Origin of the sequence: Legionella erythra (assembly GCF_001467615.1) — a bacterium.
Taxonomy (GTDB): Bacteria; Pseudomonadota; Gammaproteobacteria; order Legionellales; family Legionellaceae; genus Legionella_C; species Legionella_C erythra.
In genome coordinates this window covers 216,250-238,515 of sequence record NZ_LNYA01000024.1, presented here as the reverse complement: position 1 = coordinate 238,515, position 22,266 = coordinate 216,250, and the positions used below count along the sequence as shown (strand labels likewise).

The window sequence follows — 22,266 nt, the reverse complement described above, 5'->3', positions numbered from 1 at the left end:
GTTTTTTGTCTATACTTAATTCAGGTTTTAGCAAATGAGGTTAGGTATGAAACAGCACAAAACGACTAAGAAAAAATCCAAAACACTGTCTAAAGAAGATTTGAATAAAGTTTCTGGCGGTAACCAGGATAACAGTTTCGGCACGCGCGTTAGAGAAGGCTTTGAAAGGATGACGCCCCCTAACATCGATCGAATCATTGAACATTTCAACAATAAACGCAACAGATAACCCATGAGTTTTTGTTAAGCCGCAAGGAAACAACGTTTTGTTGCGGCCCCTCCTTTTGAGGATTGACAAGGCTTCCCTGTTTTCGTTAGCATCAACTCTCCCGCAGAGGCTGGTGTTTACAACTATTCTCGATCCTTCCCGAGTTGTAACGACAATCCGTCCTTAGGGCGAGGGATACTTTAAATGGATTTCATTAAGGTATCTCTATGTTCAAAGCGGCTCAACCCAACACCCTGTCAATCAACCTCGACGATTTTCCCGGCGGCGTGGCAGCCTGGGGGGCATTGCCGGCTGTCTTTGACAGTTATGCCCATGGTTTCGACCGCGGCGTTCATTTGCATGCCCGCCTCACCGATCCCGGCAAAAAACAAATCGATCAGTCATTTGCCGAAGTGGAAATCTGCTGGAAGAACCGCCGTCTGCTGCTAACCGAAGAAAGCGCGGTCCATTATACCTTAAGCTCGATATTTAATTTCCCCATTCTGAGTATGGATTGCTGCCACTGCGGCCATGAATTACTGGATATCGGCCTCGCCGCCGTCATGCCTTCCTTTGACCACTACTGCGGTTTCTGCGGCCAGGTCACCCTAAGCGAACTACGGTGCACTGCCAATCCAATTATGCGATTTAAGCGCTATCTGGGTGATGAGCAAATCAAACGGCCGGTGATTATCCCTGCGCGCAAAATCAGCCTCGATGCTGAACGCTACCCCGGCGGATTTCAGATTTGGGGCTCCAATCCGTCCATCCTTTGGACAGCGACGCGTCAGGAAGAAAGCGCCATCCATGTGCATGCTTACGACAGTCAGGGCAAGCGCGTCGTCGACAATACCTATGGTGAAGTCCGGGTGATGGGTCGGTTGCTGGATATTGAGATGGTGCGGGTCCTGCAAATTCAGCAAGCCCTGCCTTCTTTACAAGACTATTTGAACAGTTACCATTGCCCTTATTGTGACCATCCCCATTTTGATCAGGCGCTCTTAGCTGTCATACCCCATCAGAAGCATGCGTGCGAACAATGCCACAGAGTCTTTATCACACCCAGAGCAGTCAGCAATCCTGCACTGGCACTTTTAAAACAACTTGCTTCAGCGACGGAGGAAATAAACGATGAATCCTGTTCTTAAACCCACCATTATTAAAGCCGGCGCCTTGATTTTTGATGAGCATGATCGTGTACTGGCCGTGCATAAACGCGGAAAACCGCCAATGGATTTAATTGTCCCGGGCGGAAAAGTCGAGGCAGGGGAAACGGATGAAGAGGCGTTGCGGCGCGAATTGCAGGAAGAATTACAGGTTGAATTGCGCTCTGCCACTCCCTTTGGCCGTTTTCAGGCCCAGGCGATTTATGAAGAGGCCCTGCTGGTGATGCACGTTTATCGGGTTACTATTGACGGTGTTCCTGTACCCGGGCAGGAAATCGATCAATTAGTCTGGCTTGATGACAATTATGTAAACAGCGGTTATCAGTTCGCCTCTATTTTAGGACAACAGATTTTACCCAAACTATTCACGCAAGCCATGCCCCTGAACCCCCATATTGCCCTATAATTAAAACATGTGATTTTTTAATATGCAAAAATGACCCTTATTCTAGAGCAATTCCTGAGAGGTGGTATTCATGAGCGCGTATTGATCACAGACGATGCGCCCAAGGGCCGGAAGCCGCAAAATTTTGAAGAATATTTACAAGTCCTGGACGCTATTTCTGCCATCCGTGAAGAAGGCAGTCAGGCGTCAGAATCCGATCTGATTAAAAGACTGGCTGTAAAAATTCTAATCGAATACAAAAAAGAGCTTGAGCGTACCAGCGCCCAATGGAACCATCCACGCAACCCGCAATTATTTGTTATCGCCACAAAACTGTAAGCCATCGCCTATCTCGTGGGTGACAAATTGGTCGATGATATTTTTTTTGGGGATAAGGACAAGCCAAACCCGGGGTTCTCTTTTGAACTGCTGAGGCGAATCCATCGGGAAAAAACTTCCTATCAGACGGATAATTTTCTGGCCCGGGAAAATGAAGGCCTGATGTTTGCTCATTTCTCGCGACCCAAGCTGGCTGTGCAATTAATGCTGCGTGTTTTATCGCCTCGCTACATCAATCAAAGCAATGATCAGGTCTGCGGCGTGAACAGTTTTGTTCATAATATTGCTCTTATGAACCCCGTGGTGTATGTCAAAATGGTCGACCAATTGGCCACTCACGGTGAATTTGATTTCAGTACCCTGTTTAAACAACACGGTGACTTTAAGTTCAAATTACTGAAACCGCCATTTTTGAAAAACCCGAGGAAACCGGTCATGACGGTATTCACGATGCTGACCATATTATCTTAAATGGCATCCGTTCTTCACAAAATATTCTACATACCTATCGCCCCGAAGGCCCGCAATTCATCAAACAGATTTTTGGCGTCAGCATGCCCAAGGAATTAAAGCGCTGGATGAAAGCCTCAGGTTATAGCAATGTGCATAGGCTGACTTTATCCACGGAAGAATCTTTCCAGCAATTATAATTGTTGATGGCAGATGGCTGCAGCGTGGCTTTTCTTGGTACGGGCACATTGGCCCAGATTATCCTTGAGCAATCAAGCCCCGAGGAGCTCGGCAAGCCCAATGCACTGGCGCAAAAACTCGATGGTCACTTTTTTGTAATTAACCAAATCCAATACGACAAAGCAAACCAAAATGTGCAACTGAACATCATGACCTGGGGTGAAGAAAAAACCGTTACCTTACCCTTTGAAGTTTGGCAGCAATACCGCGGACAGGCTACGGCATTTGTGGGCAAAAACCCTTACATGACCTCCCTTTTTCGTAATAAAATACGCCAATCGGTGAGTGAAGGAAGTGAACCTTATTTTGCCGCCGAGGCTTACTGCCTGTTCATTCACCAGTTGCTATCCAATCCACAGGCCACGTCGGTATCGACTGCCCAGCGTCAACAGATCATTGCAAAACTGCATGAAGCCTATCGCCATGAGAAGGGACAAACCTGGCTTCAAGCCGCTATTGATCTAAGGAATTACATTCAGGCCCTCCCCCCCGAAGAACAAAAAAGCATGCCGTTGAATGCAGCCATTCTTGACATGGACCTCTTTACCCATGTCAGCGCCCTGGATGAAGCCTTGAAGGCCAACGCCTATTGTCATTTTGTTAAACAACACCTTGACCAGTTTCCGGACGTATTAAAAACCCGGTTGTCCGCAAGGCTAAACCAGGTGAATGATGAGTCGCCAACCGATTGGGTCGATGCAACACTGTCCATTAAAAATTTAATCATCGAAGAACAGGCACGTGCCTTCTGCAAAGAAGCCGAGACTATTGACGTTTTACAGGGACGCATTAAAGCCATTTTAGCCTCCAGTAAAAACTGGGTGGAAGCAGAACACCAGATCAGGGGCTTGTTTTTTCATGTAGATAAAGAACTCCAATCCAAACTTCCTGCCAGGGTAAAATACCTGGAAATCCCCCCCACGGAAACATTACTGGCTGAGGCGTCTCTTTCTGCCAATGAAGAAAAAATCGGTTGGCTTGAATACCTTCGCGCCCAGCAAGATCATATCGAGATCCGGCGTCAACTCCTGGCGCTGTAGATTGCCGAGAAGAAATGGTCAAAAGCGTTAATTATGTTTGATCATCTAGAAGATCCTGTGGATAAAGCGATGCTCTGTCACGCCTTAAAAAAAGCATTACCCGCTGAGCAATCGCAAAAATCCCTTAATCCCATCCAGCCCACACCCTCTCCGCCAAGCGTCTTGCCCCTGATCGGATTCGCAGTGGCCGGCGCGATTGGCGCCGGCCTGACTGCCCTGCTGGGGATTGGTTCGCTTATTTTTGGTTTGGTCACTTTAAAAACTGACTCATCTGGCAATAACCCCACCCCGCAATCTGATCCCAGTCTGGATAAACTGGAAGATTTGGCGATGAATGGCACCCCCTGCCAGTTAGTCAGCCAATTAAACGTTAAACCGGAAACAATTGGCCAATCGCCGCAAGAGGATGACGACTTATCAGCCGAAGAGGAAGAAAAAGAGAGCCTGGATTTCGCACAACCGCAGTTTGAGGATTTGTCCGATCAGGAAAACACCCCGGAAGCAATCTATAAATAGCATGCATTTAAGCAATAAAACTTTACTTTAAGTCGAAAAAAATCCAGGTATAATGCGTGACTGATTCGCTTAAATTTTGCATGAAATTAAGCAAATAACATCTTGAAGAGGAGGTTCAAACCATGTTACCCGGCTGTCTTTTACGATATCTATCCGTATAAACAAATTCCTCGCCATGACCTTACCAGAAATAATCAAGCATCTCCTCATCCACGATGAAACCCACGAGGCGATTAAACACATTAGGCAGCTCAGCCAGCAGGAACTCGAAGCTCAGGACCAGACAACACAGGGTTATTTGTTTGATTTTGCCGTTCGCCACAGCCGACATCCCGATGTATTCCATGCGTTCATCACTCAATATGCCAAGCTTACCGGCGACACCACCTTACGCGCATTGACCCTCGATTGCCACCCCACAGCATTTAATCACCTGGATGTGGCATTCATTATGGGAAAACTTCCCATCATGCGGCATGAGGCATTAAACCAATACAAAAACCTGATGAATCTGCAAAAAATAATCTATTGTCATCGCATCATGAATGAGGTTAAAAAGCTCTCGCTTTATGGGGCTAAATTACTCCTTGAAGTGCTGAACCCACCGCAAAAAGGGATGATTGAAAAGGCCATTATTCATTACGAAAAAAGGCTTATTGATAGTAACGATTTCAACACCACATTCCATGCCAATGAACCCGCAGACACCACCACAGTCACATTCAGGAAAGCACGCATTATCCAGAAAATCGCCTTTGAATTGATGAACATGACTTTTCAGTTTTTAAACAACGATCAACAGCCTTTGAGCAGTTATCAAAACGCGGCAAGGGACATGCTGCATTCGCAACAAGCCATTATGCAAACCTGCCGTGGGCTTGGGAAAATAGTAAGGGATATCGGCAACGCCATTGCCCATTACACAGGCTTAAGTCTCCTTGTCTCGCTTTCTCAGGGAAAAATCAATGAATTTCAAGCCGGACGCTGGACATTGTTTTCAAACCGCTCCAAAACCCAGCAGCACCAGGAAACCATCCTGAACGTCATTGACGTCTTACCCCCTCTCGGCTAATCATCCGTTTTAAACATTTTGTCAATTTATTTGCTTTTATGATAATTTAGAAAAAAATACCTCAGGGAGGGCCAGAATGAAATGCTATGCCATCATTACGCGTTTTGAAGGTGAACGCGCCACGCTCCATATTCCATTGAACCCAATCATGCTTTCCCTGATGGGAGACCAAATAAAAAAGCATGTAGCGAAGCTTGAAGAAATCGGTGAGGCCTTGGAACCAGGAAAATACTTCTTCGACACCATTGGCGAGATGAGAGTTTACGGACTCAAGTTAGGCGGAAATTATTGGGCTGTTGCCTGTGACAGTGACATGAGTCTTGAACAGCAACGCAACCTGACTCTTAATTTACTGTTTCATAAGTACCCTCTTCCGGAAGTGGCTCAACACTTAAGCCAATTCATGGACAAGGCGTTGGATCCCAAGATACAGAAATTTCAACAGGAAATCGATGAAACCCGCGATGCCGCACTCAAAGCATTGGATTCTCTGGATATGCGCGGTGAAAAAATAAGCGATTTATTGCAAAAAACCCAGAGTTTAAGTGAAGCCTCCTTTGCTTTTAAAGAAAAGAGTGAGGATTTAAACCGCTGCTGGCCCTGTGTGATTCTCTAAATGTTACCGATGAACGAAATTATTCTTGCGACCAGCAACCCCGGCAAGATTGCAGAGTTGTCAGCTCTCCTTGCCCCCATCACCTGTATTCCGCAGGCCTCATTAGCTATCACCGATGCGGCCGAAACCGGGCTCAGTTTTGTCGAAAATGCGCTGATTAAAGCCCGGCATGCCAGCCGCGAAGCCCAAAAAGCAGCGCTTGCGGATGACTCCGGGCTTGTGGTCCCGGCACTTGGGGGGCGCCCCGGTATTTACTCCTCGCGTTTTGCCGGACCATTGGCGACTGATAAAGACAACATCACGCTGTTGCTGCAACAGTTAACCGGCATGCCCGACGTTAAACGGCAAGCCTTTTTTTACTGCGCCATCGTGCTGGTACGCCATGCCGATGATCCCATGCCTCTCATTGCCTGCGGTCAGATTGAAGGGCAAATCAGCGAGACATTAAGCGGCGATCAGGGGTTTGGCTATGATCCCGTGTTTTATGTTCCTGCAAAACAATGCACAATGGCCCAATTGCCTGCTAAAATAAAAAATACCATCAGCCATCGCGCCCAGGCGCTTCAACGGCTGCAACAACAACTTAGCGCCTCATGATTAAAACAAGCATTCAACCGTTTTCGGCACTAACTCCCGAAGATATTTACGATATCCTCGCACTGCGTAATCAGGTCTTCATTGTTGAACAGCAAAGCATCTACCTCGATGTGGATTATCAGGATCAATCCGCCCTGCATCTTAAGATGCGGGATAATAAAACCTTGGCTGCCTATGCCCGCCTGCTGAATTACGATAAAAAAACCATGAGTTTTGGCCGTGTGATTGTGGCGCCGGCTTATCGTGGGCAAGGTCTTGCCAGGCATATGATGACGTTGATTTTAAACTACCTCAGGGACCATTACCCTGACCATGACATCGCCATCACGGCCCAATATTACCTCAAGGCCTTTTATGAACAATATGGGTTTGCCGCCAAGGAAACGCCCTTTGATCTGGATGGCATCCCGCATGTTCTCATGGTAAAAAGCCGTGACCCGCATTGACGAATTATTTGCAGAAGCCCAGATGCTGCAGGCACAGGAGAAGCTGCCGCAGGCCATGACGCTTTACGAGCAAATCCTGGCCGAGAATCCAAATCATGAACCGAGTCTGAAGAGCCTGGTTGTCGCCTGCATCCAGCTTGGCGACAACACCAGCGCCGTGGACTACCTCAAACGTGCCTTAGCCCTTAATGCCCAGGATCCAGCCCTGCACAATAATCTGGCCAATGCTTACCGTAAAACCCATCAACTGGACTTAGCCATTCATCATTATCAGCAAGCCATTGCTTTAAAACCGGACTATGCTCAGGCCTATGGCAACTTAGCCGCTGTTTTTGCCATGAACAATGACTACAGGAACGCGTTGGAATATTACCGCCGCGCCATTCATGCTCAACCCGATTTTACAGCAGCGCACTATAACCTCGGCCTGCTCCTCCTGAAAAATAATCAACTGGAGGCAGCACGCATTCAATTCAATAACGTGCTCGCACTCCATCCCGAGCATGTAGAGGCGCACTTTTACCTCGGCGTATTAAGCCTTGAAGCCAATCAACTCGATGACGCAGAAAAAGCGTTCCAGCATGTGGTCATGCACAACAACGCGCATGTACAAGCCTTAACCAATCTGGGTGTCATTGCCTTAAAACGGGAGCGCGGTCAACTGGCGGTTGATTTCTTTACCAAAGCCCTGGCTCTGGACAATAATCACCTGGATGCGCGCAATAATCTCGCTGCGACATTCATGCATCATGACCGGTTTGAAAACGCCCTCATGCATTATGATGTCCTGCTTAAGCAAATGCCTGATAACATTGAATACCTCTATAATTCCGGCGTGGCACAAATGGCGCTGGGGCATTTAAATGAGGCCATTAACCAGTTCGAACAATTGCTGTCCTTAGACCCGCAGCATTTTGCGGCACTTAATAATCTTGCGGCTATTTTTATCCGCCTTGAGGATAAGCCCAAAGCCATTGAGCTCCTGCAGCGCGCACTGGCTGCCAACCCCAAAGACTTAGCCAGCCGGCACATGCTGAGCGCCCTGCAGGGTGACAAGTCAACGGCCGACACCTGTGCTCCCTATGCGGCTAATCTTTTTAATAATTACGCGCTTTATTATGACAAGCACATGCGTGAGCAATTAAAATACACACTCCCCCTGCACATCGAAGCCCTGTGCAGGGAATATGATCTTGGCCATTTCACCAAAGCCCTTGATTTAGGCTGCGGCACCGGCCTGACCGGCGATATTTTGCGGCCACTTAGCCGCCACTTAACCGGGGTGGATATCGCGGCCAAAATGCTCGCCATTGCCCGGGAAAAGGCGATTTATGATGACCTTGTCGAAGCCGATATCATGGCGTTTCTAAGCAGCGACAGACAACAATATGATCTCATTACTGCTGCTGATGTGTTGCCTTATTTTGGTGAGTTAAAACCTCTTTTTGCCGCTGTACACGAGCATTTAAAGCCAGCTGGATATTTTATCTTCAGTATCGAAATCAGCGATACCCTACCCTGGCAATTGCAGGAAAGCGCCCGTTTCTGTCATCATATTGATTATGTTGAACGCCTTTGCCAGACGTTTGGGCTTAAACGCCTTGAGTGCCAACGCGTCATTGCCCGTCAGCAAAACAACGACGGCTTGCCTGTGTTTTTATTTCTGACCCAGGCCGCTTAAGCTAAAACGAGGGGAGCTTTTTTTGCACACATCCGTTGATTTAAATTACAATAAAAATACTCTGGCTTATTATCAATCCGCTAAAGAGTTGCTGCTGCCAGCCGAACTGGTGGAAGATATTGAAGGGGTGGCTGTTCAGTTAGGCAAACGCACCTATTATTTTCGCGGCGGTGAAACCCCTTTTAACAACAGTTGCAGCGCCAATATCGCCAGCAACAAGTATTGTGCCAATAAAATGCTTGAGCGCGCCGGCATCCCGGTACCTAAAGCCACCGCTATTCATGTCGATGATTTTCATAACGGCCTTCTTGAAGAAGTGATTGCCGATTTAAGCTTTCCGCTGGTGGTTAAACCCTCGAAAGAAGGACGTCTTGGACGTGATGTGGTTTGCAATATTCAGACGATGGACCAATTAAAGGCATTCATGGAGGATATTTTTCCTGCCTATGAATTTTTAAGCATTGAGGAATTCCACGGTAATTTAAATTCCTACCGTGTTTTAATGTTTAGGCAACGCATCCTCGGTGTGGTACGCCGCTACCCCGCTCACGTCATCGGTGACGGGCAACATACGATTAGCGAGTTAGTCGAACTTGCTAATGCCGAACGCGCCCGCCTAAGCGACACCTTAAAACCTATCCAGATCGACGGTGAATGCCAAATCAGGCTGAGCGAGTTGGGCATGAGTATCAATGACATCCCCAAACTGAACGAACGCGTGGACTTGTGTTATACCTGCAATGCCACCCGTGGCGGGACCTATGAAACCATTAAAACCCGCGTGTGCCGGGAAAACCGCCGTTTATTAAAAAAAGCGGCGGCCACCTTAAACCTGGCTGTCGCAGGACTTGACATTGAATGCGTGGATTTAACCATCCCCATTGAAGAGTCGGGCGGTGTCATCATTGAAGCCAATCCGGCCCCCAGCGTGCGCATCCACGAAACACCGCAAAAAGGCAAAGCCCGGCAGGTGACTAAAATTATTGTCCGCTCATTGATCTATCGCCACCCCCTTTCTTACCTGCATGTGCTATATAAACATAATCGAACCGCGTTTTATGTAAGAAGTTTAATATTACTCCCCATTTTATATTTCTTTTACAGGAAACTGATTTAAACAGCGGAAGCAGGATGGCGTACCATGAACCCATTACACGTTTTAGATGTCTCGCTACGGGACGGGGGCCACAGGACCAACTTTCATTTTTCATCGGATGATTTAAAGGCCATACTCACCCCGCTTGATCATTCTGGCATTGAATACATCGAGGTGGGTTATCGCAATGGGTCCTTGCACCCTATTCCCGGCATTGGCGATGCCGGGTTATGCCCCAGATCCTACCTGCAGTTATGTCAAAACCTCATTCAACGCGCCCGCATAGCCGTGATGGTGCATCCTGAGAATGTCGCTCGCAGTGATTTTGTCGAAATGAAAGCCTGCGGCGTCAAACTGATTCGCATCTGCGTTATCCGGGGCGGTATCCAGGCTGCCTGTGAAACCCTGGATCGCGTCAAAGACACAGGTCTTGATGTCTCGGTTAATTTCATCCATACCTCCCAGTACCAGGAGAGCGAACTGGATAACGTCGTAGCCCAGGCCGCAAGCCACCACCCTGATATGATTTATTTCGCCGATTCCAATGGCAGCCTCATGCCTGCCCGCGTCAGCGGGATTTATAAGCGCTACATTCCCCGTTATCCAATCGCTTTTGGCTATCATGCCCACGATAATCTCGGTCTGGCGCAAGCGAACACGCTGGCCGCCATCGATGCGGGCGTACAGTATGTGGATGCATCCCTGGCGGGAATGGGAAAAGGGATAGGGAACCTCAAAACCGAATTTTTTGCCGCCTATCTTCACGCCAATCAACTGACCAAATACAATCTGGATGATTTGCTCACGGCATCCAATTATACCCGGCATGCACTGGGCATTGGTCAGGAAGCCATTGAAATGGATGAATTTATTCGCGGCATCGCCGATCTTTCGACCGCACAAGTGAAGCAACATTCCGTTAAGTAGGCATATCTTATATACTGCGCAAAACAGTTACCCGGGGTTGACCAATGACTCAAAAACGCCTTTTAATCCTGGCACCCGTCATGCCGCAATCCACCGACCTTACCGGCATCGCCGATTCGCTTGGTTTTTTATCATCCCATTACCAGTTAGATGTGTTTGACCCTCTGGCGGAAGTGGACATCACGCTGCCCAATGATGCCTATTATCAGCATTGGCGAGAAAAACTGATTGCCACCATGCCGGGCTACCACGGATTTATGGGCTTTTCTTTTGGCGGCGTCATCCTGCAGCAATGCCTTTCCCTGTTCGTCAACAAGCCTCTGATTCTCTTCTCAACCCCCGCTTTCGCGGATAAGCCCCTGACTGAAAAATTGATGCGGGTTGTCCACCTGTGCCAACAGCACCAACTGAAAACAGCCCTTGAATGCTTGTACAGCGACGTTTATTTTCCAAATCCGCCCCCTGTCCACGCGTGGTCTATTGCCGACACGGCAGCAGCAGAGCATCGCCTCATCACGGGCTTAACGAAAGTATTGGCTACAGATTCATCTAAACTAATAACAACGAGTGAGGCAAATTACCTGCATTTTATTGGTGAGAAATCCAATCTGGTCAATCGCCAGAATGTGCTGGCTCCGCCCCAGGGTCAATTGATCATTGTTCCGGGCGCGAGCATGCGCGTATTGCAGGATAATCTACCTTTTTGCAAAAAAATAATCCTGGAGAAACTGGATTATGACGCTGAATGATGTGATAAAAATTGCCGTATTGCCGGGTGACGGCATCGGTAAGGAGGTCACCGAGGCCGCCTTGCCGGTTTTTAAGGCCTTGAATCTACCTGTCGAGCTTCATCGCGGCGACATTGGCTGGACCTGCTGGCAGGAGCATGGGCAGCCCCTTCCGGAAAAAACCTGGCAATTAATCCGTCATTGCGATGCCACATTAATCGGTGCCATTACCAGCAAACCCATGCGCGAAGCCTTACGTGAACTATCACCCAAACTGCAAAAGCATCATGCGGAATACGTCTCCCCTCTTATTCAACTCAGGCAAAACCTTAATTTATTCGCTAATGTCAGGCCCTGTTTTAATTTGGTTGACGGTAAAAAGCCATTCCGTTTCTGCATCATTCGGGAAAATACTGAAGGCCTGTATGCAGGTTTTGATTTTCACCCGGCTCCAGAGTCCATCAGCAACTTGATTCATCAACAAAAGCGCTGGCAGCATACCGCAAGTCAGGATTTGAGCGTCACGCTGCGCCTGCAAAGTCGGGATGGGTTGCAACGGCTGTTTGAATTTGCCTTTCAATACGCCAAGGATAATCATTTCACCCGCGTCACGTTTGCCGATAAACCCAATGTTTTACGGCAAAGCAGCGCGTTTGCGCGTGATATTTTTGAAGCAGTGGCCGCACGCTATCCTGCTATTCACGCAGATATAACCAACGTCGATGCCACCGCGCTTTGGCTGGTCAGGCGGCCTGAAGAATTTGGCGTCATTGTCGCTGAAAACATGTTTGGCGATATCCTTTCTGATGTCGGGGCGGCTGTTATGGGCGGCCTGGGCTTTGCCCCCAGCGCCAACATTGGTCATAAGGGCTGCTATTTTGAACCGGTACACGGCAGCGGCCCGCGCATAAGCGCCCACCGTGCCAATCCCAGCGCCATGTTCCTGACCATTGGCTTGTTATTAAATCATTTTGGCTACTGCGAGGAGGCCGAGCGCATCACGCGTGCCATCGCCGCGGTTATTCAGGATGGTCGTTACCTTACTTATGATTTAGGCGGCAACAGCACCACAGACGAGATGGCTCAGGTGATCATCGAGCAGATTATTCACCCTGACTTGCCGACCCCGTTTTTTTTAAAACAGAGGGGCGAGGGAGAAAAATTAACCCTGGATTTACAGCTTCAACAACTCAAACAGTTCAGCACGGCTGAAATTTCCGATGCCCTGGATGCCTGCGGCGTGGACGGTGCGCTCCTGCACATTAAACCCATTGCCCCTGGCCAAAAACTGGCAGGGCCTGCCTATACGGTCCAATACAGTCCCTCTCAACGAACCGCCGGGCAACCGTTTAAGCAAGCGGCGAATTACATGGATAACGTGCCGGCCAATGCCGTCATTGTTATTGATAATCAGGGGCGGATTGATTGCACCGTCTGGGGTGATATCCTCACCCAGACGGCTTTGGTCAGAGGCATAGCCGGTACCATCGTCCATGGCGCTGTGCGCGATGTTCCCGAGATTCTGCAAAGCAACTACCCGGTATTCTCGGTTGAGCGCTTTATGCGCTCCGGCAAAAACCGCGTGCAAAAATCGGGTGAACAATGCCCCATTACCATCAATGGGGTTGTCATCCACCCCGGTGACATTCTGTTTGCTGATGACAATGGGGTGCTGGTGATCCCGGTTAAGGTATTGGCCGACGTTCTGGTGAAGGCACAGGCCATTTGCCAGACTGAACATAAAATCATGGATGCCGTCAGAAAAGGGCAGCGTCTTGACGAGGCCCGGGAAAGGTATCGTTACGATCAACCCTGGCTAAACCCTGAGACAAAGGATATGAAATGATTTCTGCTGAACTGGACTTCATTGATATTCATTACCATGCCAATCCTGATCTTTATGAGCGTAAAGTGGATGCTTTAACGGCAGGCCGCATTTATCAATCCTTGCGGGGTGCTGTCGTTTTAACCAGTCATCTCGGTGCAACCAGCATTGAGGCGACGCTCGCCCAAAAACAGGGGTTGCCGGTTTGGCCATCCCTTATCCTCAATCACATCAGTGGCGGCATTCATTACCGTGCGGTGTTGCAGGCCTTGGCCCAGTATCAGCCAAGCCTTCCTGGAAAAATGATTGTCCACTTCCCCACCATTACCGGGCGGCATTACCGTTCTCGCCTGGCCAGGGAGTTAACTCACCCACGCCTTAATGCGGCGACCCAACAAGGGGAAACCCTCTTTAATGACCAATCGCACTTGCGCCCGGAAGTAATCGATGTGATCAAAATGGCTACGGATTACCCCATTGTTTTATCCACAGGACATGCGTCAAAAGAAGAGGTCTATGCGCTGATTGATGCCTGTATCCAGCACCATGTGCCGGCGCTTTTGCTGAATCAGCCGGCCAACCCCCTGACGCACCTGCAGGCACCGGAACTTGCAAATTTATCCCATCTGACCTGGCTCTGGATAGAACAAACCCTGTTAACCTACCTGTTGTATTATCAGGATAAAGAGGATTTTGCCGATGTCGTCCAAACCCTGCCGCGGGTCATTTATAGCTCCGATTTAGGTCAAAGCAGTCAAATCGATATTCACACCTGGCACGAATATACGAATACCCTGTTTCATGAATTAGCCCTTCCGGCGTCCCGCCAAACGGCATTACGGAAAACAAATCCCTTGCATTTACTGGGTATCATTTAATTTCCCCTTAACATTTAATCACTATAATTCGGCTTTTTGAGTAACGGTGTACTTCATGCCCATCCGACCGATGACCAAAGAGGACTGCAAAGCGTTTCTGGCCCTTGATCGCATCGTATTTCCGAATGAGAAAGCCTGGACCGAATATACCTTTAATTATTATTTTCAGCCCGGTCTTGCTTTTGTCTCTTATGATGAAAAAACCGGGCAGATGAAGGGGTATGTGTTTGCCAAACCCGAGGGGAATAATATCCACATTTCCAATCTGGGTGTCGATCCCGAGGCCGCTGGTAATAAAATTGGCATGCGATTAATGGAGACCGTGATTGAGGCCGCACAAGCCCATTATACTCAGCCCTCTATCAGTCTGCAGGTACGGAAAGGAAATGACATAGCCAAGAGGCTCTACACCAAATTTGGTTTTGTTATCACGAATGATGCTGCCGATGAGGGATTTGATGCCATGAAACGGCCCTTACACCTTGTGCCGGCTAAACAGCAAACCGATATCCTTATTCTGCAACCTGCTCTAAAAAATACCCCCAAAGGGATCCAGGCAGTCGAGCAAGAAATTAAACGCCTCAGAAAAAACGCACTGTCTTTTTTCAGTATTGGCAATAATCGTAAAGCCGACGCTATTGAAGCCGCACTCAACCAGGCCGTTTTAGACAAAGACAGCGACGTCAGGCAAAACGCCGCCGTGAAAACCGCTTTAGCCAGGCACCGCCTGTGCAGCTTCTTTGGAACCAAAACGGCCGATGCCTTATTGAATGTCAATAAAAGCTATCCGATGACGTCTTTCTCTGGCTAAGAGCCGACATAAAAAAGCGGCCTGTCATAAGACGGCCGCTAATCCTTGAAAATTTCGTCCAGAAATAACGCCGTGGTCTGCCACGAACGATGGTCAGCCGCCGCGTTATACACCAATCCCGTTTCTTTTTCATGGGCTTCAGGATTGCTGAAAGAATGCGCGGTTAAACCGTACATATGCACTTGCCAATCGACCTGCTTGCGCGTCATTTCATCAGCAAACTGCCTGACTTGTTCTGGAGGCACCAGCGGATCATCGTAGCCATGCAAAACCAGTACCTTAGCCTGGATGTCAGCATGGCTGCCTGCGGGTTCAGAAAGCAAGCCATGAAAGCTGACCACCCCTCGAAGCGCAACACCGGTCCTTGCCAAATCCAGTACACATAATCCACCAAAGCAGTAGCCAATGGCCGCTATTCGCCGGGCATCCACCTGGGGTAAATGGCACACGGTATTATAAGCCGCAAGAAGACGCTCGGCCAAATGCTCACGATTTTGGACCAGCGGCGTCATAAGTGCGCGCCGTTGTTCATTATCAAGGCCTACGCGAGCCTCCCCATACATGTCCATGGCAAAACCCACATAACCCATGCTCGCGAGTTGCCGTGCCTTTTCACACGCAGCCTCCCCGCGTCCGCGCCAGTCAGGCGCAATCATGACCACGGGGCGAATCGCGCTCGCCTGATCATCATAAGCAAGGTACCCTTGACATACGGTATCGCCATGCTGGTAGTTGACTTCATTGCATTGAATCATTGAATCCCTGGATTAATCACACGGTTAACTACCATAAAGCACATTAAAAGAACATTCAAGGTTGTTTTACTCATTAAATCTTGCTATTGTTTTTGGTTTTTCTATATAATTATAACGATGACTCTATCCAAATCGCTCTTCGCCGGTCTTGGGACGGGTGCTGGAGTAGCCTGGCCTTTGTTTGGAATTGTCAGTTCTGCTTTAAGTCTTGCTCTAGGCGGCCTGACTGTTGTCGGTTTTGGGGCGGCTTGTTCGTTGTTGTTTTTGCTCATTTGTTTACCTGTCTTTTATTTTTCCTATCGGCAGGAAAAACAGCAAAAAGAACAGTCAGAAGCCAAATTTGTGAAGGCAAGTCAAGAACTGGTCGACAATCTTTATGCTGTCTTTATGCTAAGAGGCGATTGCAATTATGTTAAATTTGTGCGGGAATGGCTGCGAAAAAAAGACGATTTTCCAAAACAATTAGTGCCTTTTCTATCCATACTGTTATTAAAAATGAATGATGCCGGTGCGAAGATACCGGATGAGCAAATGATTCAGCTCGCCGCCAAACACTATTTGGCCGCAATACAGGCCAGACTACCTGCTCCCCCCGCAAAAAAGCTGGCACAAACCGCTTTTTTAAGCTTCGTCGGTACATTTGGTTCCATAGCCGGATGCAGTGCCGGTATGATGGGAGTTGTTTCTTCTTTAGGCATTATGACAGGATTTGGCGCTATTCCCCTGCTGGCAGCTGTCATTCTGGGCACCGCCATCATCTGTGGGATTTATGCAGCAACGCAGGCCATGGCAAGCGAAACCGCAGAGTGGAAAAAAACACAAATAAGACAACAATTAAAATCCTTTAATCGTACCTTTGCCATGGACATAATTGTTGAAAGTCGGCTAAAGAAAGAGCAAAAAAAAGAGGGGTTCCGTCATCTTTCTGACCCGACTGAAAACCTGAAGTCAGAAAATCTGCAAGAGGCCCTTTTAATATCTGACCAGGACGAGGCCATGACAGGAAATTTTTTACACAATTGATCGTTATTTTACCTTTTTGAAAAATCAGCACGAGTGCCTTGCTGCTATATTTAAAATATAAGCATAATCTTGGTTTATTCAGGCAAGGAAAAGGCCATGTTAGCGAATTACTCCGTGAGCCGCATGACCAGGGACGAGATCGAATTGGCCATTCAATGGGCAACCAATGAGGGCTGGAATCCCGGTTTACACGATGCCGAGTGTTTTTATGAGGCCGATCCTGAAGGGTTTTTCATCGGCAAGCTGGATGGAAAAATCATTGCCATGGGATCAGCGGTTGTTTATGACGATCAGTTTGCCTTCTGTGGTTTTTACATGGTCGCTCCCGAATACCGCGGCAAAGGCTATGGTCTTGAATTAACCCGAAAACGCCTCGATTACGTGGGAAACCGCAACGCCGGCATTGACGGTGTACTCAACATGCTCAACAAGTATGAACGCCTGGGATATCAAATTGCCCATCAGAATGCCCGTTACAAAGGGCAGGGGTTACCCATACTCAAGGAATTTAACAATGCCATTGTCCCGCTTGGACCAGAGCAGGAGAACGAATTATTTGCCTACGATAAACGGCACTTTCCAGCCCCTCGGGAGCAATTTTTGCGGCACTGGATAAGGCAGCCTGAAGGGGCGGCCTTAGGCTGGGTTATCAATGGTCAATTAAAAGGCTATGGCGTTCTGCGCGCTTGCCAACAAGGCTTTAAAATCGGTCCCCTGTTTGCCGATAATTCCCACATTGCCTTTGGCTTATTCGATAGTTTAGCCAGTTATGCCAAGGGGGAGACCGTATACATTGATATACCCGAAAATAATCCGCATGCCTTCGCATTGGTCAATCGGCACGCCATGCAAAAATGCTTCGCCACGGCCAGAATGTACTTAAAAGGTGAGCCTAAGCTGCCCATTGAGCACATTTATGGCATTACTACCTTTGAATTGGGTTAATGATGGGCAGAAACTTAACCGGTTACGCGGGTCACACCCCCATTTCCTGCTGGCCAGGGGGGGCTCGCATCGCCATTAATTTTGTCATTAATTACGAAGAAGGTGCCGAATTAACGCCGCTTAACGGCGATACACAGGCTGAGACCTATGGCGGTGAATTTCCCATGCCGCCGCGTCCTCAAGGCCTGCGCCATTTAGGCATGGAATCCCTGTTTGAATACGGAAGCCGCACCGGGATCTGGCGGCTTCTTAGGCTGTTTGAGCAGAAAGCCATTCCTTTAACTTTTTTTGCCACCGGATTCGCGCTGCAACTCAATCCAGAACTCTGCCAGTATTTACGGTTCAGCGGTTATGATATCGCCGGCCACGGCTGGCGATGGATTGATTATGCGTTTATGCCAAAAGAGGAAGAAAAAAAACACATCCAACAATGCGTTAACACCATTGAGCAATTAACCGGCCAACGGCCAGAAGGGTGGTATACCGGTCGACGCAGTGAACATACTCGGCCATTGCTGCGGGAAATCGGCGGGTTTCTCTATGATTCTGACAGTTATGCTGATGATCTCCCTTATATTGAAGAAGAGCATCTGATTATCCCCTACACGCTGGTCTGCAATGATTTTCGTTATACCACCAATCCTGGCTTCCCAAACGCGGATGCCTTTTACCTTGCGCTTAAAAACACGCTCGATTATCTCCATGAAGACAATCGCCCCGCCCTGATGACCATCGGCTTGCACGCGAGAATCAGCGGCCATCCGGGACGATGCCTCGCCGTCAGGCGATTCATTGATTACTTACGTCGGTTTCCCGATGTATGGATTGCGCGGCGCGTGGATATTGCCCGGTACTGGTTAAGTGAGATCAGGACTCCGTCAAAAAATGACCACCCAGCACGCCGTCAAAAAAAGCAATGAGTTAAAAATCGATGGCTAAACCATGATCTATTTTTTTAAGTTGTGATTTAAATAAATTCTTAATGGCTTCCAACCGTTCTTCATTTACCGCCTCAAACCGTGCCACCAGACAAGGGGTCGTATTGGAGGCGCGTAACAAACCCCAGCCATCTGGAAATTCTACACGCATGCCGTCAATATCAATGATCTCGGCCGCAGGAAAATGGGCTTCGCGGATGAAGCGCTCCATGAAGGGGAATTTTTCTTCTTCCGGAATAGGGATTTTAATTTCCGGCGTATTGATGCTATTGGGGATTGCAGCAAACTGCTCGCCCACAGTAAGCGGCGACGCACTGATAATTTCCAGCAAACGGCAAGCGCTGTAGAGCGCATCATCAAATCCATACCAGCGATGTTTGAAGAACAGGTGGCCGCTCATTTCACCTGCGAGTGCCGCCTGCTCCTGCTTCATCACCGACTTCACGATGGAGTGGCCTGTAGGGCACATTTTTGGCGTACCGCCTCCCGCTTTAATCACTCGGGCGAGATGATTGGAGCATTTGACATCAAATACAATGGTCGCACCCTCCACCTGCTTTAACAGATCGCGGGCATAAAACATCATTAAACGGTCAGGCCAGATGATTTCGCCGGTGTTGGTGACCACGCCCAGGCGATCAGCATCACCGTCGAAAGCAAGCCCGATATCAGCCTGATGCAAGGCCACGACCTGCTGTAAATCGCGTAAATTGTCTTCAATGGTTGGATCAGGGTGATGGTTGGGAAAACGCCCATCCACGTCGCAATACAACGGTATAACCTCACACCCCAGTTTTTCAAGCACCATCGGGATTACCGGGCCGGCAATGCCGTTGCCGCAATCCACAACGACTTTTAATGGTTTCGCTAAAACCACGTCGGAGACAATGCGGGCGATGTAGTCTAAAAGCACATCCTGGTTAATCAATGTCCCCATGCCGGATTGAAACTGACCCTGGCAAACCCGCTGGTATAACGCATCGATGTCTGTCTGCACCAGCGTTTTACCGGCAAGAATGATTTTGATGCCATTGTAATCAGCCGGGTTATGGCTGCCGGTGACCATCAACCCGCAGTCCAAATCATAGGCACAGGTGGCGTAATACATGACCGGTGTCGCCACCGCGCCCAAATCAACGACATCAATGCCGCTGTCTAATAGCCCCTGTTTTAACGCCGTGCATAAACTGTCGCTGGTTAAACGCCCATCGCGGGCTACAAAAATTTTACGGCGTTTCAGGGTCTGTAATTCGAGGCTAATGGCCTTGCCAATCGTATAAAAGGCATCCTCATCCAAATGGGTGCCGATAACGCCGCGAATGTCATAAGCGCGAAAAACCGCACGGTCAATTGGCCGTGGTTGATAATGCATCATTGTCTCCCGGAACTGCCAAAGCCGCCTTCACCTCGGCTCGTTTCGGTAAAGGCGTCAACCACGGTAAAACTGGCTCGGGCCACGGGCAGGAAAACCAATTGAGCGATACGATCACCGGGTTGAACGGTGAAATGATCCTGGCTGCGGTTCCAGCAGGAAATTTTTAACTCCCCCTGGTAATCCGAATCGATCAACCCCACCAGATTGCCCAGTACGATACCATGTTTATGACCCAAACCTGAACGGGGAAGAATCACCGCGGCCAGGTTGGGATCAGCGATGTAAATTGCAAGACCTGTGGGTAACAAGACCGTTTCATTCGGCGCAATTTGCAACGGCTCATCCATGCAGACCCGCAAATCAAGACCTGCCGAACCGGGCGTTGCGTAGGAGGGCAATTCAATGGTTTTACCCAGGCGGGGATCAAGAATTTTAAGTTGAATCGCTTGAAGCATATTAATTCCTTGCTTTAGTAAGGGAGCCATTTTGAAGAGTTGCCGCAAGAATTGCAATAATTTCTCCCGCCACGCGTGTCTTGTGTTGGAAGGCCAACGTCCTTTCCCCCTCTTTCGTAATCACGGTGACTTCATTACCATCCTGATCAAAGCCTTTATTTCCCCCGACCTGATTGGCAATGATCATATCGAGTTTTTTAGCTTTAAGTTTTTGTTTGGCATGGTGAACCACCTGGGTGGTTTCCGCGGCAAAGCCAACCACAAAAGCGGCTTTGCCGCTTAAAGCAACCTCAGATAGAATATCCGGGTTTTTAGTCAGATTAAGCGACAGGTCGTCCATCGCCTGTTTTTTAATTTTTTCTAATGCGGGTTGTTCAACCCTGTAATCCGCCACCGCGGCACAACCGATAAAAATCATACCCGGCTTAAGGGCTTCCATTACGGCCGATCGCATCTCGCTCGCTGATTCAACCGGGTAACAGGTCACGCCTGAGGGGACGGGCAAAGCCGATGGTCCACTGATTAAAATCACATGAGCGCCAGCCCGTTGTGCCGCGGCGGCCAGAGCATAGCCCATTTTACCCGAGCTGCGGTTGGTGATCATCCTGACCGGATCAATCGCCTCCCAGGTAGGACCCGCTGTAATCATCACTGTTCTGCCGGTTAAAAGGCCGCTGATGGTATGAAGCCTTAAACCGGTCAGGATGGCATCCACCTCGCTCAAACGGCCAGGCCCTTCTTCCCCGCAGGCCTGAAGGCCTTCTTCTGGTCCGACAAACACAACCCCCCGGTTGCGCAGACGCTCGCAATTGTCGCGTGTGGCCGGATGCTGCCACATGCTGCGGTTCATAGCCGGACAAACGATCACGGGATTGTCCGTGACAAGGTAGAGCGTGGATAACAAATCATCTGCCAGGCCATTGGCCATTTTTGCCAGAAAATTGGCTGAAGCCGGTGCAATCAACAGGTAATCAGCCCAACGTGCCAATTCGATATGGCCCATGGCGCGCTCAGCCTGTGAATCAAACAAGGTCGTGCGTACATCATGGCCGCTTAAAGCCTGTAAGGTCAGCGGCGTTATGAATTGCTGCGCAGATTGCGTCATGACCACCCGCACATCAGCACCCAGGCGCGTCAATTCCCGAATCAGGTAGGCTGATTTGTAAGCGGCAATACCGCCGCAAATTCCTAATACAATGTTCTTGCCAGCAAAATCTTGCATGCGTTTCTCATTTCAATAAGACTCTATGTGATCAAAGCACAATTCCTGACCTGAAGGAAAGCTTTGTCCAGGGGTAAACAGACCGCTACGGAGACGATGGTTCTGTACAATGCGCGCGCAGGCTCTCAACCCACTCACGGTTCTTGCCAAAATCGTAATAGCCCATGGTCGCGCTGGATGTCACCTGCCCATCCCTGGTGATGATTAACCAATCAGTAAAATTAAACACAGGACTCTGGCGATAGGCAATTAAGGATGCCTCGTCCAGTTTGACCAGCGTGGTTTTCGGCGACTGCTTCACGACACACGCTTTTAATGCGGCCAGGGAAGAAATCGTCAAAGGAGCAATGTAGTGGGCATCGTTTTTCGGCACCCGACTGCTCACCCAATTGGGTTTGCCTGCGTCCAGCGCCCCCTCAGCCAACCCCGCTGGCATGTCTCGAAAATTAATCGTTGGTATAAAATACATAAGCAGGAGGGTGATGATTAAAATCATCAACAATATCATGAATGCTGTGCCCAAAATTCCCAT

26 protein-coding genes are annotated in these 22,266 nt (G+C 48.8%); 21 read left to right on the top strand and 5 right to left on the bottom strand.

Features of this window, described 5'->3' with window-relative positions; genetic code table 11:
- Positions 1-46 precede the first annotated feature (46 nt).
- From Lery_RS07980 to Lery_RS07895, 18 genes are all read left to right on the top strand, one after another.
- Positions 47-229 (top strand): bacteriocin, encoded by a 183-nt coding sequence (locus Lery_RS07980; RefSeq protein ID WP_058526722.1) that lies wholly within the window; start codon positions 47-49, stop codon positions 227-229.
- A gap of 206 nt (positions 230-435) precedes the next feature.
- The gene (locus tag Lery_RS07975) at positions 436-1,356 is read left to right on the top strand and encodes a hypothetical protein (protein ID WP_058526721.1); all 921 of its coding nucleotides are present in this window, start codon (positions 436-438) and stop codon (positions 1,354-1,356) included.
- Positions 1,340-1,780 (top strand): NUDIX hydrolase, encoded by a 441-nt coding sequence (locus Lery_RS07970; RefSeq protein WP_058526720.1) that lies wholly within the window; start codon positions 1,340-1,342, stop codon positions 1,778-1,780. The genes Lery_RS07975 and Lery_RS07970 overlap by 17 nt, the downstream gene beginning before the upstream one ends.
- Positions 1,781-1,810: 30 nt before the next feature.
- Complete coding sequence (locus tag Lery_RS07965) at positions 1,811-2,098, top strand: hypothetical protein (RefSeq protein WP_131751069.1); 288 nt, start codon at positions 1,811-1,813, stop codon at positions 2,096-2,098.
- A 27-nt stretch (positions 2,099-2,125) separates the two neighbouring features.
- Positions 2,126-2,569: a hypothetical protein gene (locus tag Lery_RS07960; protein ID WP_131751068.1), complete on the top strand. Its 444-nt coding sequence runs from the start codon at positions 2,126-2,128 to the stop codon at positions 2,567-2,569.
- 185 nt (positions 2,570-2,754) lie between these two features.
- On the top strand, positions 2,755-3,828 hold the full coding sequence (locus Lery_RS07955) for a hypothetical protein (protein ID WP_058526717.1): 1,074 nt from the start codon (positions 2,755-2,757) through the stop codon (positions 3,826-3,828).
- A gap of 33 nt (positions 3,829-3,861) precedes the next feature.
- Positions 3,862-4,344, top strand: coding sequence for a hypothetical protein (locus tag Lery_RS07950; protein ID WP_058526716.1), 483 nt, complete (start codon positions 3,862-3,864; stop codon positions 4,342-4,344).
- 175 nt (positions 4,345-4,519) lie between these two features.
- Positions 4,520-5,416: a hypothetical protein gene (locus Lery_RS07945; protein ID WP_058526715.1), complete on the top strand. Its 897-nt coding sequence runs from the start codon at positions 4,520-4,522 to the stop codon at positions 5,414-5,416.
- Between the two features lie 76 nt (positions 5,417-5,492).
- The gene (locus Lery_RS07940) at positions 5,493-6,032 is read left to right on the top strand and encodes an R-SNARE family protein (RefSeq protein ID WP_058526714.1); all 540 of its coding nucleotides are present in this window, start codon (positions 5,493-5,495) and stop codon (positions 6,030-6,032) included.
- A gap of 9 nt (positions 6,033-6,041) precedes the next feature.
- Complete coding sequence (gene rdgB, locus Lery_RS07935; protein WP_058526854.1) at positions 6,042-6,629, top strand: RdgB/HAM1 family non-canonical purine NTP pyrophosphatase; 588 nt, start codon at positions 6,042-6,044, stop codon at positions 6,627-6,629.
- On the top strand, positions 6,626-7,075 hold the full coding sequence (locus Lery_RS07930; protein WP_058526713.1) for a GNAT family N-acetyltransferase: 450 nt from the start codon (positions 6,626-6,628) through the stop codon (positions 7,073-7,075). Before rdgB ends, Lery_RS07930 begins: the two co-directional genes overlap by 4 nt.
- A gap of 22 nt (positions 7,076-7,097) precedes the next feature.
- Positions 7,098-8,756, top strand: coding sequence for a tetratricopeptide repeat protein (locus Lery_RS07925; protein WP_058526853.1), 1,659 nt, complete (start codon positions 7,098-7,100; stop codon positions 8,754-8,756).
- A 22-nt stretch (positions 8,757-8,778) separates the two neighbouring features.
- Positions 8,779-9,873 carry a UDP-N-acetylmuramyl peptide synthase gene (locus Lery_RS07920; RefSeq protein WP_237759181.1) on the top strand — a complete coding sequence of 365 codons (1,095 nt, stop codon included), beginning with the start codon at positions 8,779-8,781 and terminating at the stop codon, positions 9,871-9,873.
- A gap of 24 nt (positions 9,874-9,897) precedes the next feature.
- The gene (locus tag Lery_RS07915; protein WP_058526712.1) at positions 9,898-10,779 is read left to right on the top strand and encodes a beta/alpha barrel domain-containing protein; all 882 of its coding nucleotides are present in this window, start codon (positions 9,898-9,900) and stop codon (positions 10,777-10,779) included.
- Positions 10,780-10,823: 44 nt separating this feature from the next.
- On the top strand, positions 10,824-11,528 hold the full coding sequence (locus Lery_RS07910; RefSeq protein WP_058526711.1) for a hypothetical protein: 705 nt from the start codon (positions 10,824-10,826) through the stop codon (positions 11,526-11,528).
- Positions 11,515-13,353, top strand: a complete 1,839-nt coding sequence (locus tag Lery_RS07905) for an isocitrate/isopropylmalate family dehydrogenase (protein WP_058526710.1) — start codon at positions 11,515-11,517, stop codon at positions 13,351-13,353. The genes Lery_RS07910 and Lery_RS07905 overlap by 14 nt, the downstream gene beginning before the upstream one ends.
- Positions 13,350-14,210 carry a DUF6282 family protein gene (locus Lery_RS07900; RefSeq protein ID WP_058526709.1) on the top strand — a complete coding sequence of 287 codons (861 nt, stop codon included), beginning with the start codon at positions 13,350-13,352 and terminating at the stop codon, positions 14,208-14,210. The genes Lery_RS07905 and Lery_RS07900 overlap by 4 nt, the downstream gene beginning before the upstream one ends.
- 55 nt (positions 14,211-14,265) lie before the next feature.
- Positions 14,266-15,021 (top strand): GNAT family N-acetyltransferase, encoded by a 756-nt coding sequence (locus Lery_RS07895; protein WP_058526708.1) that lies wholly within the window; start codon positions 14,266-14,268, stop codon positions 15,019-15,021.
- Between the two features lie 38 nt (positions 15,022-15,059).
- On the opposite strand, the gene Lery_RS07890 is transcribed toward Lery_RS07895, so the two are convergent.
- Positions 15,060-15,776: a dienelactone hydrolase family protein gene (locus Lery_RS07890; RefSeq protein WP_058526707.1), complete on the bottom strand. Its 717-nt coding sequence runs from the start codon at positions 15,774-15,776 to the stop codon at positions 15,060-15,062.
- 117 nt (positions 15,777-15,893) lie between these two features.
- On the opposite strand from Lery_RS07890, the gene Lery_RS07885 reads away from it, so the two are divergent.
- The 3 genes from Lery_RS07885 (at position 15,894) to Lery_RS07875 (ending at position 18,664) form a co-directional block, all read left to right on the top strand.
- A complete protein-coding gene (locus Lery_RS07885) occupies positions 15,894-16,799 on the top strand; it encodes a hypothetical protein (protein ID WP_131751067.1) in 906 nt (301 codons plus the stop codon).
- Positions 16,800-16,895: 96 nt separating this feature from the next.
- Positions 16,896-17,744, top strand: coding sequence for a GNAT family N-acetyltransferase (locus Lery_RS07880; protein WP_058526705.1), 849 nt, complete (start codon positions 16,896-16,898; stop codon positions 17,742-17,744).
- Positions 17,745-17,746: 2 nt separating this feature from the next.
- The gene (locus tag Lery_RS07875; RefSeq protein WP_131751073.1) at positions 17,747-18,664 is read left to right on the top strand and encodes a polysaccharide deacetylase family protein; all 918 of its coding nucleotides are present in this window, start codon (positions 17,747-17,749) and stop codon (positions 18,662-18,664) included.
- Between the two features lies 1 nt (position 18,665).
- Here the strand turns inward: Lery_RS07875 and Lery_RS07870 are convergent, their stop codons facing one another.
- From Lery_RS07870 to Lery_RS07855, 4 genes are all read right to left on the bottom strand, one after another.
- Positions 18,666-20,054: a phosphomannomutase/phosphoglucomutase gene (locus Lery_RS07870; RefSeq protein ID WP_058526703.1), complete on the bottom strand. Its 1,389-nt coding sequence runs from the start codon at positions 20,052-20,054 to the stop codon at positions 18,666-18,668.
- Entirely contained in the window at positions 20,054-20,512 is a 459-nt protein-coding gene (gene dut, locus Lery_RS07865) for a dUTP diphosphatase (protein WP_058526702.1), read from the bottom strand. The genes Lery_RS07870 and dut overlap by 1 nt, the downstream gene beginning before the upstream one ends.
- Before the next feature lies 1 nt (position 20,513).
- Positions 20,514-21,734: a bifunctional phosphopantothenoylcysteine decarboxylase/phosphopantothenate--cysteine ligase CoaBC gene (gene coaBC / locus Lery_RS07860; RefSeq protein WP_058526701.1), complete on the bottom strand. Its 1,221-nt coding sequence runs from the start codon at positions 21,732-21,734 to the stop codon at positions 20,514-20,516.
- Positions 21,735-21,819: 85 nt separating this feature from the next.
- On the bottom strand, positions 21,820-22,230 hold the full coding sequence (locus Lery_RS07855; RefSeq protein WP_237759180.1) for a DUF1499 domain-containing protein: 411 nt from the start codon (positions 22,228-22,230) through the stop codon (positions 21,820-21,822).
- Between the last annotated feature and the right edge of the window lie 36 nt (positions 22,231-22,266).